A 786-nucleotide genomic window follows, 5' to 3' on the forward strand; every position below is an offset into this window, starting at 1 on the left:
TGTCATTGCCGCCATAGCCGGTCATTGTGTCAGCGCCGCCGAGGCCGTTGATGACATTGGCGCCGGCATTGCCCTGGATAGTCTGCGCGAATTCGTTGCCGACAAGGGTGACCGCCATCGTGCCGGACGGATTGCTGGTGGCGAGAAGCTCGATCTCCGACCCGCCCGCAAGGGTATGACTTACGGAGGCGAGTGCTTTGTCGGTACCGCCGCCCACTGTCTCGATGACCTTGTCACCGGCATTGTCAACATAGTAGGTGTCATTGCCACCGTAGCCGGTCATCGTGTCAGCGCCGCCGCCACCGTTGATGATGTTGGCGCCAGCGTTGCCCACGATGGTCTGGCTGAACTCGTTGCCGCTGAGGTTCATTGCCGTCGTGTCGGATGGATACCTTGCAGCGAGAAGCTCGATCTGGGAGCCCGTCGAAAGCGCATGGCTCACTGAAGTGATCACCCTATCGGCGCCGCCGCCCACCGTCTCAATGACCTTGTCACCGGCATTGTCGACATAGTAGGTGTCATTGCCGCCATAGCCGGTCATTGTGTCAGCGCCGCCGAGGCCGTTGATGACATTGGCGCCGGCATTGCCCTGGATAGTCTGGGCGAATTCGTTGCCGACAAGGGTGACCGCCATCGTGCCGGACGGATTGCTGGTGGCGAGAAGCTCGATCTCCGACCCGCCCGCAAGGGTATGACTTACGGACGCGAGCACTTTGTCGGTACCGCCGCCTGCTGCCTCAATCTCCTTGTCGCGGACATCTTCGACATAATAGGTGTCATTGCCAC

General features: G+C 60.6%; 1 pseudogene. It reads right to left on the bottom strand.

The window, feature by feature from the left end:
• Positions 1–786: pseudogene (locus NKH60_RS35005) on the bottom strand (calcium-binding protein); the annotation flags it as partial.

This window comes from Mesorhizobium sp. M1006, from assembly GCF_040318825.1.
In the GTDB taxonomy this organism is placed as follows: Bacteria; Pseudomonadota; Alphaproteobacteria; order Rhizobiales; family Rhizobiaceae; genus Mesorhizobium.